General features: G+C 64.4%; 19 protein-coding genes. 13 read left to right on the forward strand and 6 right to left on the reverse strand.

Annotated features, from left to right (window positions below):
* Positions 1–16 precede the first annotated feature (16 nt).
* The 8 genes from H1D44_RS09455 (at position 17) to H1D44_RS09490 (ending at position 10,011) form a co-directional block, all read left to right on the forward strand.
* Positions 17–604, forward strand: coding sequence for a TRAP transporter small permease (locus H1D44_RS09455; protein WP_181514605.1), 588 nt, complete (start codon positions 17–19; stop codon positions 602–604).
* On the forward strand, positions 601–1,884 hold the full coding sequence (locus H1D44_RS09460) for a TRAP transporter large permease (protein ID WP_181514606.1): 1,284 nt from the start codon (positions 601–603) through the stop codon (positions 1,882–1,884). Before H1D44_RS09455 ends, H1D44_RS09460 begins: the two co-directional genes overlap by 4 nt.
* 120 nt (positions 1,885–2,004) lie before the next feature.
* Positions 2,005–2,790, forward strand: a complete 786-nt coding sequence (locus H1D44_RS09465) for an enoyl-CoA hydratase/isomerase family protein (RefSeq protein ID WP_181514607.1) — start codon at positions 2,005–2,007, stop codon at positions 2,788–2,790.
* A 44-nt stretch (positions 2,791–2,834) separates the two neighbouring features.
* Entirely contained in the window at positions 2,835–4,022 is a 1,188-nt protein-coding gene (locus tag H1D44_RS09470) for a CaiB/BaiF CoA transferase family protein (protein WP_181514608.1), read from the forward strand.
* Between the two features lie 68 nt (positions 4,023–4,090).
* Positions 4,091–5,296: a pyridoxal-phosphate-dependent aminotransferase family protein gene (locus H1D44_RS09475; RefSeq protein ID WP_181514609.1), complete on the forward strand. Its 1,206-nt coding sequence runs from the start codon at positions 4,091–4,093 to the stop codon at positions 5,294–5,296.
* A 31-nt stretch (positions 5,297–5,327) separates the two neighbouring features.
* A complete protein-coding gene (locus H1D44_RS09480; RefSeq protein WP_181514610.1) occupies positions 5,328–8,333 on the forward strand; it encodes an FAD-binding and (Fe-S)-binding domain-containing protein in 3,006 nt (1,001 codons plus the stop codon).
* Positions 8,334–8,432: 99 nt separating this feature from the next.
* Positions 8,433–9,467 (forward strand): low-specificity L-threonine aldolase, encoded by a 1,035-nt coding sequence (gene ltaE, locus H1D44_RS09485; protein WP_181514611.1) that lies wholly within the window; start codon positions 8,433–8,435, stop codon positions 9,465–9,467.
* A gap of 19 nt (positions 9,468–9,486) precedes the next feature.
* A complete protein-coding gene (locus tag H1D44_RS09490; RefSeq protein WP_181514612.1) occupies positions 9,487–10,011 on the forward strand; it encodes a gamma carbonic anhydrase family protein in 525 nt (174 codons plus the stop codon).
* A 78-nt stretch (positions 10,012–10,089) separates the two neighbouring features.
* Here H1D44_RS09490 and H1D44_RS09495 read toward each other — a convergent pair whose 3' ends face one another.
* Positions 10,090–11,898 (reverse strand): L-lactate permease, encoded by a 1,809-nt coding sequence (locus tag H1D44_RS09495; protein WP_181514613.1) that lies wholly within the window; start codon positions 11,896–11,898, stop codon positions 10,090–10,092.
* Positions 11,899–12,257: 359 nt separating this feature from the next.
* On the opposite strand from H1D44_RS09495, the gene H1D44_RS09500 reads away from it, so the two are divergent.
* Both H1D44_RS09500 and H1D44_RS09505 read left to right on the forward strand, forming a co-directional pair.
* Positions 12,258–12,965: a glutathione S-transferase N-terminal domain-containing protein gene (locus H1D44_RS09500; RefSeq protein WP_181514614.1), complete on the forward strand. Its 708-nt coding sequence runs from the start codon at positions 12,258–12,260 to the stop codon at positions 12,963–12,965.
* Between the two features lie 159 nt (positions 12,966–13,124).
* On the forward strand, positions 13,125–13,478 hold the full coding sequence (locus H1D44_RS09505; RefSeq protein ID WP_181514615.1) for a phasin family protein: 354 nt from the start codon (positions 13,125–13,127) through the stop codon (positions 13,476–13,478).
* A 79-nt stretch (positions 13,479–13,557) separates the two neighbouring features.
* Here the strand turns inward: H1D44_RS09505 and H1D44_RS09510 are convergent, their stop codons facing one another.
* The 3 genes from H1D44_RS09510 to uraD all read right to left on the reverse strand — a co-directional run bounded on the left by H1D44_RS09510 (position 13,558) and on the right by uraD (position 16,509).
* Positions 13,558–14,166, reverse strand: coding sequence for a phosphoribosyltransferase (locus H1D44_RS09510; RefSeq protein WP_181514616.1), 609 nt, complete (start codon positions 14,164–14,166; stop codon positions 13,558–13,560).
* 132 nt (positions 14,167–14,298) lie between these two features.
* On the reverse strand, positions 14,299–15,684 hold the full coding sequence (locus tag H1D44_RS09515; protein ID WP_181514617.1) for a uracil-xanthine permease family protein: 1,386 nt from the start codon (positions 15,682–15,684) through the stop codon (positions 14,299–14,301).
* A gap of 294 nt (positions 15,685–15,978) precedes the next feature.
* The gene (uraD, locus tag H1D44_RS09520; protein ID WP_181514618.1) at positions 15,979–16,509 is read right to left on the reverse strand and encodes a 2-oxo-4-hydroxy-4-carboxy-5-ureidoimidazoline decarboxylase; all 531 of its coding nucleotides are present in this window, start codon (positions 16,507–16,509) and stop codon (positions 15,979–15,981) included.
* Positions 16,510–16,696: 187 nt separating this feature from the next.
* Here uraD and uraH point away from each other — a divergent pair, with 187 nt between their 5' ends.
* The 3 genes from uraH to H1D44_RS09535 all read left to right on the forward strand — a co-directional run bounded on the left by uraH (position 16,697) and on the right by H1D44_RS09535 (position 19,211).
* Positions 16,697–17,050, forward strand: a complete 354-nt coding sequence (gene uraH, locus H1D44_RS09525) for a hydroxyisourate hydrolase (RefSeq protein WP_181514619.1) — start codon at positions 16,697–16,699, stop codon at positions 17,048–17,050.
* Positions 17,051–17,125: 75 nt separating this feature from the next.
* Positions 17,126–18,328, forward strand: coding sequence for a urate hydroxylase PuuD (locus H1D44_RS09530; RefSeq protein WP_181514620.1), 1,203 nt, complete (start codon positions 17,126–17,128; stop codon positions 18,326–18,328).
* 136 nt (positions 18,329–18,464) lie between these two features.
* Positions 18,465–19,211: a GntR family transcriptional regulator gene (locus H1D44_RS09535; RefSeq protein ID WP_181514621.1), complete on the forward strand. Its 747-nt coding sequence runs from the start codon at positions 18,465–18,467 to the stop codon at positions 19,209–19,211.
* 27 nt (positions 19,212–19,238) lie between these two features.
* Here the strand turns inward: H1D44_RS09535 and H1D44_RS09540 are convergent, their stop codons facing one another.
* Both H1D44_RS09540 and H1D44_RS09545 read right to left on the reverse strand, forming a co-directional pair.
* Complete coding sequence (locus tag H1D44_RS09540; RefSeq protein ID WP_181514622.1) at positions 19,239–21,197, reverse strand: tripartite tricarboxylate transporter permease; 1,959 nt, start codon at positions 21,195–21,197, stop codon at positions 19,239–19,241.
* Positions 21,198–21,265: 68 nt separating this feature from the next.
* Positions 21,266–22,360 (reverse strand): Bug family tripartite tricarboxylate transporter substrate binding protein, encoded by a 1,095-nt coding sequence (locus H1D44_RS09545; RefSeq protein ID WP_181514623.1) that lies wholly within the window; start codon positions 22,358–22,360, stop codon positions 21,266–21,268.

A 22,360-nucleotide genomic window follows, 5' to 3' on the forward strand; every position in this document is an offset into this window, starting at 1 on the left:
GAACGAGTCGATAGCCATGGGTATCGTGAATCAACTTTCCCGCATCATGGAGCGTCTGCTCGAGATCGTCACGGTCGTGCTGATGGTCTCGCTCACGCTGGTGGTGCTCTACGCGGTGGTGACCCGCTATGCCTGGCGCACCCCTTCCTGGTATGACGAGGTCGCCGCCATCATGCTGGTCTGGCTAACCTACTACGCCGGAGCCCTGGCAGCGCTCAAGCGCGGCCATATCGGTGTCGACGGGGTACTGGCTGCCATGCCGGTGCATATTCGCATGCCGATTGCCTACCTCACCGAGGCGCTGTTCATCGGCTTCTTCGCCGTGCTGTGCTGGGCCGGGCTGGTGGTAATCGAGGTGATGCAGGGGATGTCGCTGATTACCCTGCGCTGGGTTCCGCTTACCTTTACCCAGTCGGTCATCCCTATTGGAGCGGCGTTGTTCATCATCGCCCAACTGCTCAGCATGCCTGCTCATCTGGCCAAGGTGCGTTCCGGGGTCACTCAGGAGGAAGAGGAGATCGCCCACGCCATCGCCGAGGCCGAGCGTGACAACGCCAAGGCCGGTTTTACCGCCGATGAATTGACCAAGAGGACGCCGTCATGACACTCCCCTTCATGATAGTGGGCCTGCTGGGTTTGATCCTGATGGGCTTGCCTATCGCGGTGGCACTGGCAATCGTCGCCACGGTGGCCATCGTGGTCTACCAGGGTATGGACATGCTGCCCAACATCGGGCTCACCATGTTCGAGGGGGCAAGCAGCTTCCCCTTGCTGGCCATTCCGATGTTCGTGCTGGCCGGTGCGATCATGAATACCGGCGGCATCTCCAAGCGCCTGATCGCCTTCGCCTCGGCGCTTTTCGGCTTCATTCGTGGCGGGCTGGCGATGATCAACATCGGTGTGTCGCTGTTCTTCGCCGAGATCTCGGGCTCCGCCGTGGCCGACGTGGCCGCCACCGGCTCGGTGCTGATACCGGCCATGAAGAAGCGCGGCTACCCCAGCTCCTTCGCCGCGGCGGTGACCTCCTCGTCGGCGTCGCTTGCAATCATCATTCCTCCCTCCATCCCGATGATCCTCTACGGGGTGATGTCGGGCGCCTCCATCGTCCAGCTCTTCGTCGCCGGTATCGTTCCAGGGCTGCTGGGTGCCGCAGGGCTCATGGCACTGAGCTACTACTATGCCCGTAAGTACAACTGGCCGGTAGAAGAGGTGTTTCAGTTCAAGCGGGTCAGGCAGACTGCCCGGGAGGCCGGTTGGGCACTGACCCTGCCGATCATCATCCTTGGCTCGATCTTCGGCGGCTTCGTGACCGCCACCGAAGGGGCCGGCCTGGCGGTAGCGGCGGCAATCTTCATCAGCGCCCTGATCTACCGCGAGTTGGACTTGCGCACCCTCTACAAGGCGATCATCGACGGCGGCCAGCAGACCGCGGTGGTGATGCTGCTGGTGGCGGCCTCGGCGCTGATCGGGGTGTTTCTCACCGAGATGCGCATGCCCCAGCAGCTGGCTCAGGCGGTGCTCAGTCTGACCGACAACAAGTATGTCATCCTGATGATGCTGAACGTCTTCTTCCTGCTGATTGGGCTCTTCCTGCACTCGGCGGCGGCAATCATCCTGGTAGTGCCCATCGTCATGCCGCTGGTCGGCGCGGCGGGGATCGATCCGGTCCACTTCGGCCTGGTGGTCTGTCTCAACCTGGCCATCGGCCAGCAGACACCCCCCGTGGCGAGCGTGCTCATCACGTCCTGCTCGATTGCCAAGGCGGATGTGTGGTCGGTGACTCGCTCGAATATCGGCTTCATCACCGTCCTGCTCTTCGTTCTGCTGTTGGTGACCTACATTCCCGCCATCCCCATGGCCCTGGTGGAGTTCTTCTACCGCTAGCGGAGGGGCCGGCGGAGCCAACCTCTGCCGGCCCTGCCATTGGATAGGATAAGTCATGGTCAAAAAATATGAATTCATTATTCAGGTATCCGAAGCCGACAGGCATGTTGGAGGGTCGTGATGAGTGTGAACACCCTGCTTTATGAAGTGCGTGACGGTGTGGCCTGGCTCGGCTTCAACCGCCCCGAGAGTCGCAATGCCATGACCTGGGAGATGTACGACGCCCTCTCGGCGCACTGCGATCACATCCGCGAGGACGACGCGGTCCACGCCGTGGTGCTGCACGGGGTTGGCGGCGAGGCCTTCGTGGCCGGCACCGACATCGGCCAGTTCGAGAGTTTTCGGACGCCGGGGGACGCCGTCGGCTACGAGCAGCGCATTGATGCGGTGGTCGGCAAGCTGGAAGCGTTGCCCAAGCCCACCATTGCCCTGCTGGAAGGGGCCTGTGTGGGTGGAGGGGCGGCGCTGGCGCTGGTCTGCGATTTCCGCTACGCCACCCCGAGCCTGAAGTTCGGCGTGCCGATCGCCCGCACCCTGGGCAACACCCTCTCGATCAGTAACGTCGCCCGGATGATCGACATGCTGGGGGTGGCGCGCACCAAGGAGGCGCTGATGCTCGGCACCCTGTTCGATGCCGAGCAGGCGAGTGGGGCGGGACTGCTCAACGGGGTAATCGAGCCCAAGACCATCTATGCGGAAGTGGCCGCCGTGGCCGAGCAGCTGGGCCGGAGGGCGCCGCTCACCCTGCAGGCCAGCAAGGCACTGGTGGGAAGGGTGCTGGCCCACCGTCGCCTGGCACGGGACGCCAGCGACGACTGGGTCACCACCTGCTACATGAGCGACGACTTCAAGGCGGCAGTGAACAAGTTCCTGCACAAGACACCCTTCGAGTGGAGCGGCCGTTGACGCTGTCGCGGCAGCCACCTGAACCACACAAGTGAGGTGAAGCCATGCTTCCCCTGGAAAAGCTCAAAGTCCTGGATATCTCGCAGATTATGGCCGGTCCCTACTGCACCATGGTGCTGGGTGACATGGGAGCCGAGGTGATCAAGGTCGAGAAGATCAACGGTGGCGACGATAGCCGCCAGATGGGGCCCTACGTCAACGACGAATCGACCTGTTTCGCGCAGATCAATCGCAACAAGAAGAGCATCTCGCTCAACCTCAAGGAGGAGCGGGCCCGGGAGGTCTTCTATCGGCTGGCCCGGGAGGCGGACGTCATCGTCGAGAACTACCGGCCCGGGGTGACCACCTCGCTCAAGATCGACTATGACACCGTCAAGGCGATCAATCCCGGCATCATCTACTGCTCGATCTCCGGCTACGGCCAGACCGGCCCCTACAGCCATCGCGGCGGCTTCGACCTGGTGGCCCAAGGCATGTCCGGGCTGATGTCGATGACCGGCGAGCCGGGGCGGCGCCCCCTCAAGACCGGCATTGCCGTCTACGACATCGGCGGGGGCATCACCGCCGTGTACTCCATCCTGGCCGCCTACATCCACAAGATGAATACAGGCGAGGGCCAGCACATCGATATCGCCATCACCGAGTGCGGTCTGCCCTGGTTCACCTGGGAGGCGGCCGCCTACTTCTCCGAGGGCAAGGTGCCCGAGCCCACCGGCTGGCGCCACCGCGTTTCGGCCCCCTACCAGGCGATCAAGGCCCGCGACGGCTACCTGATGCTGGGCTGTGCCAACCAGCGCACCTGGGAGCGCTTCTGCGGCGACGTGCTCGAGCGCCCCGCGCTGATGGAGGATTCGCGCTTTCGTACCAACTTCGACCGCGGCCAGCACGTCGAGGCGCTCGAGGCCCTGCTGGAGTCGATCATGGCCGAGCGCGACGTGGACGACTGGCTCGTGCGCTGCGACCGGGCAGGGGTGCCGGCCGGGCCGATCAACGACTTCGCCCAGGCCATGGCCGACGAACACTACTTGGCCCGGGAGATGGTGCAAGAGATGGAGCATCCGGTGATGGGGCGCATGAAGACCATCGGTTTCCCCAGCAAGTTCTCTGCCACGCCTTCGCGGATTCGCGCCCCGGCGCCGCTATTCGGCCAGCATACCGACGAAGTATTGGGCGGCCTTGGGCTCAGTGCCGAGGAGCTCGGCACGCTGCGCGAGGCCGGCTGCATCAAGTAGCGCCCGGCCCGAGGCCGGCACGTGATTGGACAAAGATCAAAACAACAACGAACACGAGGAAGAGACCCATGCTGAAGCTCGATTACCACCCCTCCGGCCGCCATTTCCTGCAGATTCCCGGGCCGTCGCCGGTGCCGGATCGCATCCTGCGTGCCATGAGCCTGCCCACCATCGATCACCGCGGGCCGGAGTTCGGTGCGCTGGGCCTCGAGCTGCTTGGCAAGCTCAAGAAGGTGTTCAAGACCGAGGGGCCGGTGGTGATCTATCCCGCCTCCGGCACCGGTGCCTGGGAGGCGGCGCTCTCCAACACCCTCTCGCCGGGCGACAGGGTGCTGATGTTCGAGACCGGCCACTTCGCCACCCTGTGGCACAAGATGGCTCGCCGTCTGCAGCTCGAGCCCGAGTTCATCGGCCTGCCGGGCTATGAGGGCTGGCGCCGGGGTGTCCAGGCCGACATGATCGAAGCGCGGCTGCGCGAGGATGGCGCCCACGAGATCCAGGCGGTCTGCGTGGTCCATAACGAGACTTCCACCGGGGTCACCAGCGACATCGCTGCGGTGCGCCGCGCCATGGATGCCGCCGGCCACCCGGCGCTGCTGCTGGTGGATACCATCTCGGGCCTCGCCAGTGCCGATTATCGTCACGATGAGTGGGGCGTCGACGTTACCATCTCGGGGTCCCAGAAGGGCCTCATGCTACCGCCGGGTATCAGCTTCAATGCCCTCTCCGAGAAGGCCATCGAGGCGAGCCGTCACAACCGCATGCCCAAGAGCTTCTGGGCCTGGGACGAGATCCTCGAGGCCAACCGGAACGGCTACTGGCCCTATACCCCCAGCACCAACCTGCTCTACGGCCTCAACGAGGCGCTGGACATGCTGCTCGAGGAGGGGCTGGACCACGTCTTTGCCCGCCACCAGCGCTGGGCCGCCGGGGTACGCACCGCGGTCGCGGCCTGGGGCCTTGATGTGCAGTGCCTGGATCCAGACGTCTACTCACCGGTGCTGACCGGGGTGGTGATGCCCGACGGGATCGATGCCGACGCCGTACGCAAGATCATCTACGAGCGCTTCGACCTTTCGCTGGGCATGGGGCTCGGCAAGGCCAAGGGCAAGATGTTCCGCATCGGCCACCTGGGCGACTGCAACGACCTCACCCTGATTGCCACCCTTGGCGGCTGCGAGGCCGGGATGCAGCTTTCCGGGGTGCCGCTGGCCGGCAGCGGAGTAACTGCGGGGTTGGAGTACTTTGCCCAGCATCCGCTCGATGCCCGGTGAGCTCCCGATAGGCTGCATAGAGGAAAACAAGATGACGTCACTGACGGGCAAGACCGCTGCCGCGGATGCACGGGTCAAGCCAGAGACCGAGCTGGCAGCCCGGCTGTCCCGGGAGATGGAGGGCGAGGTGCTGTTCGACCGCGCCTCGCGCGGTCGCTATTCGACCGATGCATCGATCTACCAGGTGATGCCGGTGGGGGTGGTGATCCCCCGCCACCAGCAGGACCTGACAGCAGCGCTGGAAGCGGCTCGTGACGCCCGGGTGGCGATCCTGGCGCGCGGGGCCGGCACCAGCCAGTGCGGCCAGACGGTGGGGGAGGCGCTGGTGATCGACACCACCCGTTGGCTCAACCAGGTGGTGGACTTCGACGCCGAAGCGCGCACCGTGGTGGTGGAGCCCGGCATCGTGCTCGACCACCTCAACGCCTGGCTCAAGCCCCACGGGCTGTGGTATCCGGTGGACGTCTCCACCAGCGCCCAGTGCACGATTGGTGGCATGACCGGCAACAACTCCTGTGGCTCGCGCTCGATCCGCTACGGCAACATGGTGCACAACGTGCTGGGCGTCGACGCCTGGCTGGCCGACGGCAGTGAGGGCCACTTCGGCTTTCTCGACGAGCTGCCGGAGAGCGGTCCCGTGCGGGCGCTGGCGGAGCGGGTCAAGGCCATTGCTGGCAACGTGGCCCCGGAGGTCCGCGAGCACTTCCCCAAGGTGCTGCGCCGGGTCGGTGGCTACAACCTGGACCTCTTCGACTGCCAGAACCCCAAGCCTTACGATCCGCAGGGGCGCGCCAATCTCGCCCACCTGCTGGTGGGCTCCGAGGGCACCCTGGGGGTGAGCCGGCGCATCACGCTCCAGCTTTCGCCGCTGCCGGAGCACAAGGTACTGGGGGTGGTGAACTTCCCCACTTTCTATCAGGCGATGGACTTCACCCAGCACATCGTGACCCTCGATCCCACCGCGGTGGAGCTGGTCGATCGCACCATGATCGACCTGTCGCTGGAGAATCCGGCGTTCCGTCCGGTGATCGAGAAGGCGTTGATCGGCCAGCCCCAGGCGGTGCTGCTGGTAGAGTTCGCCGGCGAGGAGCACGAGGCCCAGCTTGCCTCGCTCAAGCGCCTCACCGAGCTGATGGCCGACCTGGGCCTGCCCGAACACGTGGTGGAAATGCCCGAGGCCGCCGAGCAGAAGGCGCTGTGGAACGTGCGTAAGGCGGGACTCAACATCATGATGAGCATGAAAGGGGACGGCAAGCCGGTCTCGTTCATCGAGGACTGCGCGGTGCCCCTGGAACACCTGGCGGAATACACCGACAGGCTCACCGAGGTGTTTCATCGCCACGGCACCGAGGGCACCTGGTACGCCCACGCCAGCGTCGGCACCCTGCATGTGAGGCCGATCCTCGACATGCGCCGCGATGGTGCCCGCAAGATGCGCGAGATCGCCGAGGAGGCCTCGGCGCTGGTGCGCGAATACAAGGGGGCCTACTCCGGCGAGCACGGGGATGGCCTGTGTCGCGGCGAGTGGGTGGCATGGCAGTTCGGTGAGACCCTCAATGACGCCTTTCGAGCGCTCAAGAGCGCCTTCGATCCGAGCTATCTGCTCAACCCGGGCAAGATCGTCGACACGCCCAAGATGGACGACCAGCGCTATTTCCGTTTCCCCACCCGCTATCAGCGCATCCCGCTTACGCCGTTATTCGACTGGTCCTCCTGGAATGTCACTCGCGACCCGCTCACCGGCGAGCAGGGCGAGCCCGGCAGCGCCGGTGACGCCACCCACGGCCTGGCCATGGCGGTGGAGATGTGCAACAACAATGGCCACTGCCGCAAGTTCGATGCCGGCACCATGTGTCCCAGCTACCGCATCACCAAGGATGAGCAGCACCTCACCCGGGGGCGGGCCAATACCCTGCGTCTGGTGCTCTCGGGCCAGCTGGGTGAGGCGGGCCTGGCCGGTGACGAGGTCAAGGAGGCGCTGGACCTTTGCGTCTCCTGTAAGGGGTGCAAGCGCGACTGCCCCACCGGGGTGGACATGGCCAAGTTCAAGATCGAGGCCCGCGCCGCCCGGGCCAGGGTCAAGGGTCTCGCCCTGCGTGACCGCTTGGTCGGCGAGATGCCGCGCTATGCGCCCTGGGCGAAGCGGGTCTCGGGGCTGCTGCGGGCAGTGGAGCGCTTCGACCTCCTGGCCAGACCCCTCAAGAAGGCGCTGGGCCTGGCCCCCGAGCGCCGCCTCCCGGCCTTCACCGGCGACTTCCTCGGGGAGTCGCGCGCAACGTCGTCCCGGGTCTCGGCCGGGGCCACGGGGGAGGTGGTGCTCTTCGTCGATACCTTCAACAACTACCTGGAGAGTGACAATGCGCGGGCCGCCAAGCGGGTACTGGAGGCGGCCGGCTACCGGGTCCACCTCAACGTCAAGCCGGGGGAGCGGCCGCTCTGCTGCGGGCGAACCTACCTCTCCTCGGGGCAGTTCGACAAGGCCAGGGCCGAGGCGAAGCGCTCACTGGACGCGCTGATGCCCTTCGTGAAGCGCGGTGTGGCCATCGTCGGCCTCGAGCCCTCCTGCCTCCTCTCCCTGCGCGACGAGTTCCTGCAGTACGGTTTCGGCGACGAGGCTCGGGCGCTCTCCGAGGCGGCCTTCCTCTTCGAGGAGTTCCTGGTCAGAGCCAGTGAGGCCGGTGAGCTGTCCCTCGAGCTCAAGCCGTTGCCAGGGCGCGCCCTGCTGCATGGCCACTGCCATCAGAAGGCCTTCGACGCCCTGCGACCGGTCGAGCAGGTGCTGGGCTGGATCCCCGAGCTTACGGTGACCACCATCGAGTCCTCCTGCTGCGGCATGGCGGGCAGCTTCGGCTACGAGGCAGAACACTACCAGGCGTCGCTAAAGATGGCGGAGCTATCGTTGTTGCCGGCGATCCGTGCGGCCGAGGAGGGCGACGTGCTGGTGGCCGACGGCACCAGCTGCCGCCACCAGATCCGTGACGGCAGCGGGCGCGAGGCGATCCATGTGGCCCGGCTGCTGGAACGGGCGCTGGCGTAAGCGCAAGTAAGCCAGCATCATGACAAGCGGCAGCGGCAAGGGGCGACGTCCGTCGCCCCTTGCCGCTGCCGGCCCAGTGACGAGGAGACAAGGCCTTACATGATCGATCTACGCAGTGATACCGTGACTCGACCCTCCGCGGCCATGCGCGAGGCGATGGTCCGCGCCGAGGTGGGAGACGATGTCTGGGGCGACGACCCCACAGTCAAAGCCTTCGAACAGGCTGTGGCCGAGCGCGCCGGCAAGGCCGCCGCCCTGTTTCTCCCCTCGGGAACCCAGAGCAATCTCTGCGCACTGCTGACCCATTGCCAGCGGGGCGAGGAGGTGATCGCCGGTCAGTACTCCCACATCTTCCGGGACGAGGGGGGCGGAGCAGCGGCGCTGGGCAGCGTCGCGGTTCAGCCGTTGCCCCACCAGGCCGACGGCAGCCTGGCGCTCGATGCACTGCACACAGCGGTGAAGGGCGATGACATCCACCATGCCCGCTCGCGGCTGCTGGCGCTGGAGAACACCTACCGCGGCATGGTGATGCCGCGCGACTACACCCTGGCCGCTACCGCCCAGGCCCATGAACAGGGCTTGGCCACTCACCTGGATGGGGCGCGGCTGTTCAACGCTTCGGTGGCCACGGGACTCTCCCTGGCCACGCTCTGTGAGGGCTTCGATTCGGTGTCGCTGTGCTTCTCCAAGGGGCTCGGTGCGCCGGTGGGCTCGCTGCTGCTGGGCGAGGGCGACTTCATTGCCCACGCACGACGCTGGCGCAAGACCCTTGGCGGCGGCATGCGCCAGGCGGGGCTGTTGGCCGCGGCCTGCCACTACGCCTTCGAGCATCACGTCGATCGCCTGATCGATGACCACGACAACGCCCGGCGGCTGGCCGAGGGCCTTGCGGCCGTGCCGGGGGTGGAAGTTCGCGCTTGCGATACCAACATGGTATTCGTGGCCTTTCCGCAGGCCCACTGCCAGGCACTGCAGGCTCATCTCGAGGCCAGGGGCATTCTGGTAGCGGTGGGGCAGGTCACCCGGCTGGTGACCCATCTTGACGTGACTACCGACGCCGTCGAGCGAGTCGTTTCGGCTGTAAGCGATTACTTTTCCGAGGCCGGCAGCGAGTTACCGGCGTCGACGATCTGACAACCAGGGAGGAGCAGCGATGGCAATCTACCGATATGGCGAGCACCGCCCCGACGTCCATGCAAGTGTCTACGTGGCCGAGAGCGCCGAGGTGATAGGGCAGGTGACCCTGCAGGCCGAGGCAAGCGTCTGGTACCAGGCAGTGCTGCGCGGTGACTCCGACCACCTCGAGGTGGGCGAGCAGAGCAACATCCAGGATGGGGCCGTGTTGCACGCCGATCCTGGCTTTCCGCTCAAGGTGGGCAAGGGGGTCACGGTCGGCCATCAGGCGATGCTGCACGGTTGCACCATCGGCGACGGCAGCCTGGTGGGCATCCAGGCGGTCATTCTTAATGGCGCGGTGATCGGCGAGAACTGCCTGGTGGCGGCCGGCGCCGTGGTCAAGGAGGGGGCCGAGTTTCCGCCCAATTCGCTGATCGTGGGCGCCCCGGCCAAGGTGATACGCCAGCTCGACGACAACGCCGTGGAGGGTCTGCGCTTGAATGCGGCGGTCTACGTGGAGAAGGCACGCCAGCACAAGGGTGGGCTCGAGCGCATCGACTAGGGCTCGAGGCTACCAACGAGAGCGCCCCGAGGAACAACTCCTCGGGGCGCTCAGCGTTACAGCCAGGTCAGGCCAGGATCAATCGTCCGCGTCGAGCGGCTCCTGGTCCAGTTCATCCTCCTCATCCTGTTCCACAGCCTCGCCGTTCTCCTCTTGCACCTCCTCGATGAGGGGCTGCTCCATCTGCTGGCCGGCTTCCATCAGCGGGTCGCTGAGATTGAGCACATAGAAGCCAACCATGGCGATTGCCCCGGCGAACAAGAGGTAGTAGATCGTCGGCAGGATGGTCTTGCGGATGGTCTCGCCTTCGCGGCCGAGCAGGCCGACGGTGGCCGATGCCGCTACCACGTTGTGGATGGCGATCATGTTGCCTGCGGCGGCGCCCACAGCCTGTAGTGCCACCATGAAGGCGGTGGAGACGCCGAGCTGCTGGGCGACGTTGAACTGGAACTCGGCCAGCATCAGGTTGGCGGCGGTGTTGGAGCCGGCAATAAAGGCCCCCAGGCCGCCTACCGCGGGCGCGAAGAAGGGATAGACATCGCCCACTCCGTCGGCCACGAACTGGGCCATGGCCACCGGCATGGAGACCAGGTCGGCGGCGTTGACGCCGGAGTTGATCAGGATTCGTACCATGGGGATGGTGAAGATCAGCACGAAGCCGGCGCCGAAGATGGTGCGCGAGGACTCGCTGAAGGCCGCCTTGAGCTCACCGGCACGCATGCGGTGGATCAGGGCGGTGACCAGTACCACCATCAGCAGAATGCCGCCGGGCAGGTAGAGCGGGGCAAGGCTGCCCGAGACGCCGGACTCACCCAAGATGTTGTTCCAGCCGAACGTCCAGGCATTGAGCGCTTCACGCAGCGGCTCGATGGTGCGAGAAGCGACCAGGAACACGGCCAGCAGCACGTAGGGGAGCCAGCCCATCCAGGTGGAGAGCGGGGTCTTTCCGGCGATGTCGTCGATCTTGATCTCGATTTTGCCGATCCAGTTGTCGGGCCAGCTGGTGCGCTCGGGGAAGTCCCAGGTGTCCTTGGGGATCAGGAAGCCGCGACGGGCGGCGGGGACTACGATGGCCAGGCCCACCATGGCGCCGATCATCGACGGGAACTCCGGCCCCAGCAGCGCGCCAGCCAGCATGTAGGGCACCACGAAGGCGACCCCGGCAAAGATGGCGAACGGGGCGATGGAGAGTCCTTCCTTCCACGATTTGTTGGCGCCGAAGAACTTGACCATGATCACGACCATGATCAGCGGCATCAGGATGCCGATGATGCCGTGGACGATGGCGACTTCGGCGGCAATCAGGTGGAAGTACTCCAGCCAGGTGTAGCCGCCGGCCTCCAACTGCTCGGTGATGGCGTCCTGGTTGATGCCACCGGTGACCCCAACCACGATGGGCGTGCCCACGGCGCCGAAGGAGACCGGGGTAGACTGGATCATCATGCCGACCACCACGGCGGCCAGCGCCGGGAAGCCGAGCGCCACCATCAGCGGGGCTGCCACTGCTGCAGGCGTGCCGAAGCCCGATGCCCCCTCGATGAAGCAGCCGAACAGCCAGGCGACGATGATTGCCTGCACCCGGCGGTCGGGGCTGATACCCGAGAAGCCGTTGCGGATGGCCGCAATGCCGCCCGAGTGCTTCAGCGTATTGAGGAGCAGGATGGCACCGAAGATGATCCACAGGATCGAGGCGGTAAGTATGAGGCCCTGGAAGGTCGACGCCAGGACGCGATTGAAGCTCATCTCCCAGGCGAAGAGGGCGATGACAGCCGTGACCAGGTAGACGATCGGCATCGCTGTCTTGGCAGCCATTCGAAAGCCGATCAGCAGAACCCCCGCAAGTATCAAGGGGGTGAAGGCGAGTAGCGCTAAGGTCGTATCCGTCATGGTATTACCTCGGATTCTCCTTGTTAGGGGGCATGAGACCAATGCAGACGGCAGGGCGTATCCGCTCTGACCGGCGTGGACGGCAACGATACGAAGTGCGAGTCGAAGTTGCCATCCTTGGCCAATTGGTATGACCAATCCTTGGTGAGGTGAAACATCTTTGGAATCAGAAAAAATATTTCTGAAAACATGGGCTTGTAGTTCATTGGCGGGGGTGAGTGGCGCCCGTCAGGCCATTTGTTATTAGACTAATGGACAGTTGGTCCCCCTTCAGCGTAGTCGAGCCGGGGCCTGTTGGCATCCTGCCGTCAAGGCTGGCACTATCGGGGCTCGTCCATCGACTTTCCCCAGGAGGCGCCATGGCAAGGGTTCTCTACGAGCTTTGCGGTATCGACGAGGGGCTGCTCTTTTCACCCTATTGCTGGCGTGTGCGCTATGCACTGGCGCACAAGGGGCTCGAGGCAGAAACTCGTCCGTGGTACTTCACCGACAAGCAGGCGCTGGCCTTTGCCGACCATGACAAGGTGCCGGTACTTGTCGACGGAGACAGTACCGTCACTGACAGTTACGAGATTCTGCGCTACCTGGACCGGGCCTATCCCGGCACCCCGCTGCTGGGGGAGGGCATGGCGGAGTCCCGCGCACGTTTCTTCAAGCACTACGCGGAACGCGCACTGCAGCCGGCGATGATGCGCACCATCATCATGGATCTGCTGAACGCGATCCATCCCAAGGATCGCGACTACTTCCGCGAGACCCGAGAGAAACGTTTCGGTCGCACTCTCGAAGAGTTCCATTCCCCGGCAAAGGGCTTGGCCCAATTGGATGCCGCCCTTGCACCGCTGCGTGGCCAGCTGCAGGACAGTGACTTCCTGGACGGAGCGGTGCCTGCGGCGGCCGATTACCTGGTATTTGGCTCGTTCATGTGGGCTCGGATCGTCTCCAGTGCAGACCTCGTCTCAAATGCGGATCCGGTCTATGGCTGGCTCGAGCGCATGCTCGAGCTGCACGACGGCCTGGGTCAGAAGGCGATGCGCGTTACCGACATCGAGGGCGCCTATCGTTGAGAAGGTCGGGCGTTGAGAAGGCCGGGTGGGCCGGGTGAAGCGGCAAATGCTGCGGTGCAATAAAATGTTGCAATGCACAATCCGGGGTGCTATGTTGCATTGCAACAAGGCGCGATCCTACTTGATCCAGCCTTGGCAACTCAACGTAGGAGGTGTCTCATGAGCAAGACCCAAGATAAAGCCACTCAGCAGTTCGAATCCCTGTTCTTCGCCCCGGCGCGTGCCTATGGCTCGCTGACGCTGGAATACTACGAGAAGCTGCTGTCTGCCCAGATGGACGCTTTCCGCAGCTACTCCGACCTGAGCCTGGCCCAGGCTCGCGCCTGGGTCGACGTCAAGGACGCCGATGGCCTCAAGCAGGTTCTCGAAACCCAGCAGAAAGCCGTCAAGGAGCTGGGCGAGCGTCTGCAGGGCGACACCAAAAAGGTCGTCGATCTGAGCCAGGAGTTTTTGCAGAAAGGCCAGCAGCTGACCGAGCAGAACGTCAAGGCTGCCAGCGCTGCCACCAAGTAAGACCTCGTCGAGGCACAAGGCCGTCGCCCCCAGGGGTGGCGGCTTTTTTGTGTGGGCACGAGGAGTGGCGCAGCTGGCGTCACTTCAGTAGCGCTATTACCTCCTCTTCCTCTACCTGTCCGAAGTCGGCAAAGAACTGGCCCACGGCCATGAAGCCGCTTGGGACTTCCAGGCAAACGACTTCATCGGCGAATGCCTCCAACCGGGCGACGGCGCTGGGTGAAGCAACGCCGAGGGCTGCAATCAGGCGTTCGGTGCGGCCCTGCAGGGTTTGCAGTGCTGCCTCCATGGTGGCGCCGGTAGCGCTGCCGTCGTCGACGATCACCACGATCCGGCCATCGGGGGGAATCGGCGAGTGGATCGGGCTGTAGCGCTCACGGCGCTCCCTGAGCAGCTTACGCTGCTGCTCGGCGACCCGCTCGATCGACTCCTTCGAAAAATGCGCTGCCGCCTCGTCGAGCTTCATGACGCCCTCTTCGCTGATGGCGCCAATGGCGAATTCGGGGTTTCCCGGTGCGCCAATCTTGCGTACCAGTACGACGTCAAGTTCACCCTCGAGGGCATCGGCCAGGTAACGGCCCATGGGTACCCCGCCGCGGGGAATGGCCAGCACCAGCGGATTGCTGCCCTTGAGATAGGAAAGACGTGAGGCAAGCTGCTCGGCAGCATCCAGACGGTCACGAAACATATCGCATCCTCCATGTTGAGGGGATGCGACCAGTGTAGAACCCGAGGCGGGCGCCGGAAGGAGGGAAAAAGTGCAAAATTGCACTGAGTCGTTGCGTGAGGTGCCGGCCGGGGGGCCCGGCCGGCTGTTGGTTCAGGCGTTGGTTTGGGCGTCCTCGCTCTTGGTGGCCACCGGCTCTTCCGCTGCCTGATGCCTCGGTTTGCCCGGCAGCACCGCATCCAGCAGCAGGGCGGCGAGTGCGGCCGGAACCAGGCCCGATTTCAGCAGCAGGCCAGCCTGGCCGGGCATCGTCTCGGCAATGGCTTCCACTGCCGGCAGACCGATGCCCAGGCTCATGGAGACGGCGATGATCAACATGGCGCGCTGGTTGAGCTCACACTGCTGGATGATCTTGAGCCCCGCTGAGGCAATCATGCCGAACATCACCACGCCTGCACCCCCCAGGACCGCATGGGGCATGGCCGCGACTAGCCCGCCCAGCTTGGGGAACAGGCCCATGCAGATCAGCAGGATGCCACCGATGGTCACCACGTGCCGGCTGACTACGCCGGTCAGGGTGATCAAGCCCACGTTCTGGGCGTAGGCGGTGTTGGGAAGGGTATTGAAGATGGCAGCAAAGGAGGTGGCAACGCCGTCGGCCATCACGCCACCGGAGAGTTCACGATCCTTTGCCTGACGCCCGGCGCCGCCGATGGTGATGGCGGAAATGTTGCCGATTGTCTCGAGCCCCACCACGAACATGATCAAGGTCATGCCGATGATGGCGGTAAGGTGAAACTCCAGGCCGTATTGCAGGGGCTTGGGGAAGGCGAACCAGGCGGCGTTGCCGACGCTGGTGAAGTCCACCATGCCCAACACGATGGCGAGCAGATAGCCGCTGGCCAGACCAACCAGGATGGAGGCGGCCTTGAGAAAACCACGCCCGAACTGATGCACGACAATGGTCACCACCAGCACGAACAGTGCCAGGCCCAGGTTGGTGGGCGATGCAAAGTCATCGGCACCTACCCCTCCTGCAGCATAGTTGAGCCCAACCGGCATCAGCGTGATGCCGATCAACAGCACCACGATGCCGGTCACTACCGGCGAGAACCAATGGCGGATTTTCTTGAGGTAGGCGCCCAGTCCCACCTGCAGGAAGCCAGCCACCAGAGAGGCGCCCAGTACGGCGGCGAGGCCGAAGGTTCCGGCCAGGGGAAGTGCCACCGGGAGGAAGCCGAAGCTGGTGCCCTGGACGATGGGCAGCCTGGCGCCGATCGGCCCCATGCCGATGGTCTGGATCAGGGTAGCGATACCGGCCACGAACAGGGCGACCTGGATCAGGAAGATCTGCTCGCCGGTGGTGGCGCCGATGACGCCGGCGATGATGATCGGCGGCGTCACGTTGCCGGCAAACATCGCCATGATGTGCTGGATTCCCAGCGGGATCGCCTTGCCTAGTGGTGGCATGGCGTCGGGGTTCTGGTTGACGGTACGCGATGGCGGGGTTTGCTGAGGGGCTTGATCAGCGTCGGTCATGGTCAGGCTCTCGGGTTGTTGTTGTCTTCGTGGTGCGTTTGTGTACGCCACGCCTGAAAATTAATGTACACAATCGTCCTTCATTTGAAAGACAGTTTGAATAATTTTTTGTCTACCACTTGGGTTGTTCACGTAAAATCAATAAGATATAGACAATTATTTGACCGGTTGGTCATGTTTTTGTGCAAGAAAAAGCCCCGGCCTTACGTCGGAGCGACAGCGCTTTGCCGGGGCAGGCCATGGTGGGATAAGTGGGCGGGGAAGCAGCGTCGAAGCCCGACGCTGCCAGGTTGGCTAGGTGTCAGTGGCACGATCGTCCAGGCGAAAGCGGGCGATTCGGTTGATCTGCTCGATGGCGGTGCGACGCTCTTCATCAGGAGAGTTGTCCAGGCGGGTTTCGAAGGCGGCGAGAATGGCGTGGCGATCGCTGCCTTTCACGGCCATGACGAAGGGAAAGCCGAACTTCTCCTTGTAGGCACCGTTGAACCGCTCGAAGCGTGCCATCTCTTCGGGCGTGCACTGGTCCAGCCCGGCGCCGGCCTGCTCACGGGTCGAATCGTTCGTCAGCTCTCCGGCAATGGCGGCCTTGCCCGCCAGGTCGGGGTGAGCGCGGATGACTTCCAGTTGGCGCTCCTCGGAAGCCTCACGCAGCGTTTGCCCCATGGCTTCCGCCAGGCCAGCCGGCGTGTCCTGATGCGGCTGCAGCCCGCGCTCCCAGGTCAGCTCCGCCACCCAGGGTGAGTGCTCGTAGATGTCACCGAAGCGGGCGACGAACTCGTCGCGTGTCAGCGTGCTGGGGCGTGGTTCCAGGATGGGGTCTGTCATGGTGGTCTCCGTGGTCAGGATGTGTGTCGAGCCGTGTTTTGTGAAAGTGTATACAAAAAAATTTTGAAATGTACTACCAAAAGAGCTAAAACTGTCTTCATGACGATGGCGGTCCTTGCGCCCGCCCAGCACTGGCCAGCCCGGGCCCGCTCCACGGCTCTCGGGCCAACGAAAAGGGAGTAATGCAATGGGACGACTCACCACCCATGTTCTGGATACTGCCCAGGGCCGCCCCGGCGAGGGCATCCGCATCGAAGTCTTTCGGCTCTCGGGCGGTGAGCGTACGCCGCTCAAGACGGTCACCACCAACGACGACGGCCGCTGCGATGCGCCCATTCTCGAGGGCGACGACTTCCAGGCCGGCGAATACGAGCTGGTCTTCCACGCCGGCGACTACCTGCGTCAGCAGGGCATTCAGGCCGCCGAGCCGCGCTTCCTGGATGTCATCCCGCTGCGCTTCGGCGTGGCCGACGCATCTCAGCACTATCATGTGCCGCTGTTGCTTTCGCCCTATGGCTACTCCACTTACCGCGGCAGCTAGGGATCCCTTTTTGCTTCAAACTGGCTGCGACGGCCCCGGGCCGCTGAACAACAACACCGACCGAGACCCCCTCAGATGCAAGCTTACCTGCTCGAGTTCGTCAATTTCATGCTGCGCTGGCTGCACGTCATCGCGGCGATCGCCTGGATCGGTGAGTCGATCTACTTCGTGATGCTGGACAACAGCCTGCGCAAGCCCAAGGCGGCGGAAGACCGCGACAAGGGTGTTTTCGGCGAGATGTGGGCGGTGCACGGTGGCGGCTTCTACCATAACCAGAAGTACGCCACGGCACCCGCCAAGCTGCCCGATGACCTGCACTGGTCGTTCTGGAAGTCCTACACCACCTGGCTTTCCGGCTTCGCCCTGTTCGTGCTGCTCTACATGACCAATCCAGGCTTCTACCTGGTCAATCCCCACAGCAGCTGGGAGTGGGCCGCCAACATGAGCGGCTGGCAGGCCAATATCCTGGCTCTGGTGTTCCTGCTGGCGGGCTGGGTGGTCTACAACGAGATGTGCAAGCGCATCAGCCCCAACATGGAGCGCGACGGCATACTCAGCCTGGCGGTCGCCGTGCTGATGGTGGTAGTGGCCTACCTCAGCGTGCAGATGTTCTCCGGCCGCGCCGCCTTCCTGCTGACCGGTGCGGTGATGGCCACCGCCATGTCCGCCAACGTCTTCTTCTGGATCATTCCCGGCCAGCGGCGCATGGTCAAGGCGATGCAGGCCGGCGAGACTCCCAACCCGCTGGACGGCAAGCGCGGCAAACAGCGCTCGGTGCACAACACCTACTTCACCCTGCCGGTGGTGCTGCTGATGATCAGCAACCACTACTCCTTCGTGTACAACCACGAGTACGCCTGGGTGCTGATGTCGTTGTTCATCTTCGCCGGTGCGCTGATTCGCCAGTTCTTCGTGGTGATGCATGCGGGCAAGATCCAGCCGGCCTACCCGGTAGCTGGCGCAGCGCTGATCCTGGTGGCGTTCTGGCTGGCCATGCCCAGAGCGCAGGTTCCTGCCGGGGACGGTACCGCCGAGGCGCCGAGCCAGGATGAGGTGCAGGCGGTGATGGATCAGCACTGTGTGGTCTGCCACTCCCGCGAACCCACCCAGCCAGGCTTCTCTTCCCCACCTGCCGGCGTGGCGTACGACAGCTGGGATGAGATCCTGGGTCAGAAGAGTCAGGTCCAGCAGGTGGTGGCCAGTAAGTACATGCCGCTTGGCAACATGACAGGCATGACCGACGAGGAGCGTGAACTCATCTCCCACTGGTCGGAATAGCCGGCAAGGACGCTTGATCTGCACTGCGCCCGCTCACCTTTCCTGATCCGGAAGGGTGAGCGGGCGTGTTGCTGTTCGAGTCGCGGTAGGAAGCGTATACAATGTTCGGCAACGGTGGACTTCAAGGAGAGTGACCATGAACCAGCGGCAGAGCCTGGCCGAAGACGGCGATGCGGGAAAGGCCAAGCCAAGGCGCCTGGGCAAGAACGGCGACGGTGCCGAGCGCCACGAAGCGATCTATCGCTCGATCAGCGATGCCATCATCGAGCATCGCCTGAAGCCGGGCGCTCGCCTGCGTGAGGATGCCCTCGCCGAAGTGTTTGGCATCAGCCGTACCGGCGTGCGCAAGATCCTTCAGCGTCTGGCCCTGGAACAGCTGGTCACCCTGACCCCGAGACGTGGCGCCAGCGTCACCCGGCCAACAGCCGAAGAAGCCAAGGATGTGTTCGGTGCCCGCCAGATGGTGGAGTGCGGGCTGATGCCGGAGATCGCCCGTCGCATCGAGCCCGATGACGTACGCGAACTGCGCGACATGGCCCGTCGCGAGCGCGATGCGCTAAAGTCGGGCGAGCAGAGCCGTGCGATCAAGCTCTCCGCCGCCTTTCACGAGCGCCTGGCTCAGCTTTCCGGTAACGCCACCCTGGCGGCCTTCGTCGGCCAGCTGTGTTCGCGCTCTTCCCTGATTCTCGCCGTCTACGGCAGCTCGGGGCACCTGGGCTGCGAGTCGCACGACCATGACGACCTCATCGGCTTTCTCGAGGCGGGTGACGGCGAGCGGGCTACCGCCTTCATGGGGCGTCATCTCAAGGCGATCGAAGCCTCGCTGTCGATCGTCGAGGAGGAGCAGGAGGCGCCCGACCTGTATCGGATTTTTGGCTCCTGACCTGGGCTTGTCGTGGCTGTTTAGGCTTCACCAAGGCAACGGTAGATTCACCCATACCCCCTCTGGTGGAGTGAGACGCATCAGCGTGAACATGCCTTGGGCGATGGCGTACACCGCCAGCCCGTAGAGCAGGGCGGCGTACCAGCGCATCTGCGCGCAGCCGAGCAGCAGCCAGCCCAGCAGCAGCGGCGTGGCAAGATTGAAGCCGATCAGCCACATGGCCAGGCCATAGCTCAGGATGCCGCCCAGGATGGGCAGTTCGCGCCGGCTGGTGAGGTTGGCGACGCGCCCCAGGCGGTGAATCCGGAACAGCTGGCGGCCCAGTACGTAGAGGCTCAGCATCAGGCCGGGCACGATGCCGAGGCTCGGCATCAGCCGGGCGTTGGGTCGAAAGCCGAGCATCTCCACCAGCGCATAGCCGAAGGCCGCCACCATCAGCAGTGCGGTGAGCAGCACGATGCTGCTGTCGTGGCTCGGGGGCTCCTCGCCGGGTACGGCGGTTTCCGTCTGGGGCGTGGCGGTGCGGCGTCGGCGCAGCCAGCGCACCGCGTTCAGCACCAGGGGAATGGCGATCAGCGAGGCGATGATCAATACACCGGGGCGAGTCAGCCAGGTGAAGCCGTGGATCTGGGTGGTCAACCAGAAGTACTGCTCCATGGGGGTGGCCAGCACGAAGCCGACCAGCACGGGTGCCCGCGGAATGCCGGCATTCTTCATCAGCCAGCCGAGTACGCCGAGTATCAGCAGGGCGAGAATGTCGCCGAAGGTCTGGGTGCCCTGGTAGGCGCCGGCCACCATGATCAACAGCAGCGGGGCGGCGATCAGGGCGAAGTTCACTCGGGTCAGCCGGGCGATGTAGGGCGTCACGGCGAAGCAGATGGCGGCCCCCATCACCGAGGCCAGCGCCACGCTCCACACGATCATGTACATCAGATCCGGCGATTCGCTGACCATGCGCGGGCCGGGATAGAAGCCGAAGGAGAACAGTGCGCCGAGGAAGATGGCGGCGGCGGGGCCGCCTGGCACGCTGAACAGCATGGTGGGCACCAGGTCGGAGATCACCGTGGCGTTGTTGGCTCCTTCGGCGCTGGCCACGCCACGGATCTCGCCCTTGCCGAAGCGGCGCTTGTCCTTGGTGGAACTCATGGCGTGACCATAGGCGATCCAGGTGGAAGCGCTGGCGCCCACTGCCGGGACGAAGCCGCCGAAGATGCCGATCACCGAAGCACGACAGACCAGCCAGCGGTTGCGCCAGAACTCGCGGAAGCTCTCGCCCCACTTGCCCAGGGCCATGGGCTTGCCGGCGATGCCGCCACCCGAGGCGACCATGCTGATCAGCTCGGCCACGGCGAACAGCCCCAGCGCCACGATGGGCAGCGACAGGCCATCCATCAGGTAGGACTGACCGAAGATGAAGCGGTAGTTGGCAGCCGCCGGTGCAGCGCCGACCACGCCCAGCAGAATGCCGAAGCAGGCGGCAGCCAGCCCCAGGGTGATATCCTTGCCGACCATGCTGGCGGCGAAGCAGAGCCCTACCAGGGCGAACATGAACAGCTCCGGCGTGCCCAGGGCAAGCACCAGCGGGCCGGCTATGGGAATGGCGACGGAGAGAATCAGCGCGCCGAACAGCCCGCCTACCATGGAGGCCAGGAAACCGACCCCCAGAGCCAGCGCTGCCTTGCCCTGCTTGGCCAGCGCGTGCCCCTCGATGGCCGTGGGCGCCGAGGCCGGGGAGCCGGGTGCGCCGAGCAGCACCGAGGTGATGGTGTCCGAAGTGTAGATCACCGAAATGGCGCCGAGCAGCATGGCCAGGCCGGCGTAGCCGTCCATCAGGTAGATGAACGGCAGCAGGATGGAAACGGCGGCTACGCCACCCAGCCCCGGCAGCATGCCGAAGACCATCCCGGCCAGCATGCCGGCGAAGAGCGCCAGCAGCCGCGCGGGCTGGAACAGGATGTCCAGAGCCGAAACGATATTCTCGAGCACGTTGCGATTCCTATGCGGGATCATCGAATACGGCCAGCCACCGAGGGCTGGCCGCATCGGTACCGAGCTTACAGCTCGACGTCGTACTTCTCGTTGAGCAGGGTGCGCAGGTAGTCGCGCACTTCATCGGAGGGTTGCAGGGCCTCGCTCAGCGAATCGGTGACCGCCGATGCTGGCAGCAGGTCGTAGCCACCGATGGCGTCCTGGCTCTGCTCCTGGTAGTCCGGGTCATCGTTGATCGCCGCGATGGTCTCCTCAAAGATCTCGATGACCTCGTCGGGCGTGCCTTCCGGCAGGTAGGCGGTGAGACCGAAGTTGAAAGTGGTGGCGCCGATGGCCTGGAAGGCGTCCCACTCCACGCCGGAAGGCGGCTCGCCATGGAGCTCCTCGTAGACTTCGTAGACCGCAGGGTAGTCGGGGAAGGCCAGGTCGCGGGCGCTGAGTACACCGTCGTCACCCACCGAGCCGCCGGTCATGATCGGCACCGCGGAGCCTGCTTCGACCATGTCCACCACCTGCGACATGTAGGCAGGGGTGAACTGGAAGTCGATGTTGGTTTCGCCGCGCTCGAAGGCCAGGCGGGCAGGTCCGCGACCGTCGAAGCCGAGTACCGCACGCAGGTCGAGGTCAAGCAGCTCGAAGGCCAACAGTACGGGCAGGTCGCTGGCGGCAGCGGCGATACCGCCGTAGATCAGCGGCATGTCCGCCGAGTGCAGGTCGGCCGGCGTCTCGATCCCCGTTTGCGGTGATACGTAGATCACGGCACCGAAAGGCAGGCTGTAGGCTGGACGCATCGCGGCCAGGTCGTACTCCACCTCCTCCATTCCCAGTACGTAGGGATTCGAAGTGGAGGAGGTGGTGAAGAGAATGGTCTCGCCGTCGGGTTCGGCATTCTGCTGGAACCAGTTGGCCCCGAGGATCGATCCACCGCCCGGCCGGGTGCGCACGTTCACCTGCGGGTTGCCCGGCAGATGCTTCTCGAGGAAGGGTTCGAGAAATTTGGCTGCCACGTAGGTGGCGCCGCCTTCGCCGAATGGCACCACCATCTCGATGGTCTTGCCGGCGTAGAAGTCATCGGCCATGGCGGGAGCCGTGACGAGCCCGCCGGCAGCGACCAGCACGGCGGCGGAGAGGGACTTGAGTGGGGTAGCGGGATGGATCAT

The sequence above is a fragment of the Billgrantia kenyensis genome (genome assembly GCF_013697085.1).
In the GTDB taxonomy this organism is placed as follows: Bacteria; Pseudomonadota; Gammaproteobacteria; order Pseudomonadales; family Halomonadaceae; genus Halomonas; species Halomonas kenyensis.

Bases quoted from the DNA above. Each gene is read 5' to 3' on its own strand.
- H1D44_RS09545 (WP_181514623.1), bottom strand. From the start codon at position 22,360: ATGATCCATCCCGCTACCCCACTCAAGTCCCTCTCCGCCGCCGTGCTG.
- H1D44_RS09495 (WP_181514613.1), bottom strand. From the start codon at position 11,898: ATGACGGATACGACCTTAGCGCTACTCGCCTTCACCCCCTTGATACTT.
- H1D44_RS09515 (WP_181514617.1), bottom strand. From the start codon at position 15,684: ATGACCGACGCTGATCAAGCCCCTCAGCAAACCCCGCCATCGCGTACC.
- H1D44_RS09535 (WP_181514621.1), top strand. From the start codon at position 18,465: ATGAACCAGCGGCAGAGCCTGGCCGAAGACGGCGATGCGGGAAAGGCC.
- H1D44_RS09455 (WP_181514605.1), top strand. From the start codon at position 17: ATGGGTATCGTGAATCAACTTTCCCGCATCATGGAGCGTCTGCTCGAG.
- H1D44_RS09490 (WP_181514612.1), top strand. From the start codon at position 9,487: ATGGCAATCTACCGATATGGCGAGCACCGCCCCGACGTCCATGCAAGT.
- ltaE (WP_181514611.1), top strand. From the start codon at position 8,433: ATGATCGATCTACGCAGTGATACCGTGACTCGACCCTCCGCGGCCATG.
- H1D44_RS09500 (WP_181514614.1), top strand. From the start codon at position 12,258: ATGGCAAGGGTTCTCTACGAGCTTTGCGGTATCGACGAGGGGCTGCTC.
- uraH (WP_181514619.1), top strand. From the start codon at position 16,697: ATGGGACGACTCACCACCCATGTTCTGGATACTGCCCAGGGCCGCCCC.
- H1D44_RS09480 (WP_181514610.1), top strand. From the start codon at position 5,328: ATGACGTCACTGACGGGCAAGACCGCTGCCGCGGATGCACGGGTCAAG.
- uraD (WP_181514618.1), bottom strand. From the start codon at position 16,509: ATGACAGACCCCATCCTGGAACCACGCCCCAGCACGCTGACACGCGAC.
- H1D44_RS09510 (WP_181514616.1), bottom strand. From the start codon at position 14,166: ATGTTTCGTGACCGTCTGGATGCTGCCGAGCAGCTTGCCTCACGTCTT.
- H1D44_RS09505 (WP_181514615.1), top strand. From the start codon at position 13,125: ATGAGCAAGACCCAAGATAAAGCCACTCAGCAGTTCGAATCCCTGTTC.
- H1D44_RS09470 (WP_181514608.1), top strand. From the start codon at position 2,835: ATGCTTCCCCTGGAAAAGCTCAAAGTCCTGGATATCTCGCAGATTATG.
- H1D44_RS09530 (WP_181514620.1), top strand. From the start codon at position 17,126: ATGCAAGCTTACCTGCTCGAGTTCGTCAATTTCATGCTGCGCTGGCTG.
- H1D44_RS09460 (WP_181514606.1), top strand. From the start codon at position 601: ATGACACTCCCCTTCATGATAGTGGGCCTGCTGGGTTTGATCCTGATG.
- H1D44_RS09475 (WP_181514609.1), top strand. From the start codon at position 4,091: ATGCTGAAGCTCGATTACCACCCCTCCGGCCGCCATTTCCTGCAGATT.
- H1D44_RS09465 (WP_181514607.1), top strand. From the start codon at position 2,005: ATGAGTGTGAACACCCTGCTTTATGAAGTGCGTGACGGTGTGGCCTGG.